Genomic DNA, 525 nt, shown 5'->3' on the forward strand with positions numbered 1-525 from the left:
CAGCTATCTCCAGGTTCGATTGGCATTTCACCCCTACCCACACCTCATCCCCGCACTTTTCAACGTGCGTGGGTTCGGGCCTCCATTCAGTGTTACCTGAACTTCACCCTGGACATGGGTAGATCACCTGGTTTCGGGTCTACGACCACGTACTCATGCGCCCTATTCAGACTCGCTTTCGCTGCGGCTCCGCATCTTCTGCTTAACCTTGCACGAGATCGTAACTCGCCGGTTCATTCTACAAAAGGCACGCCATCACCCGTTAACGGGCTCTGACTACTTGTAGGCACACGGTTTCAGGATCTCTTTCACTCCCCTTCCGGGGTGCTTTTCACCTTTCCCTCACGGTACTGGTTCACTATCGGTCACTAGGGAGTATTTAGCCTTGGGAGATGGTCCTCCCGGATTCCGACGGAATTTCACGTGTTCCGCCGTACTCAGGATCCACTCAGGAGAGAACGAAGTTTTGACTACAGGGCTGTTACCTCCTATGGCGGGCCTTTCCAGACCTCTTCATCTACCTCG

General features: G+C 53.9%; 1 rRNA gene. It reads right to left on the reverse strand.

The annotated features are described in order from the left end of the window. Positions 1 to 525: ribosomal RNA gene (locus FE782_RS32135) — 23S ribosomal RNA — on the reverse strand; the annotation flags it as partial.

This window comes from Paenibacillus antri (assembly GCF_005765165.1).
GTDB classification, from domain to species: domain Bacteria; phylum Bacillota; class Bacilli; order Paenibacillales; family YIM-B00363; genus Paenibacillus_AE; species Paenibacillus_AE antri.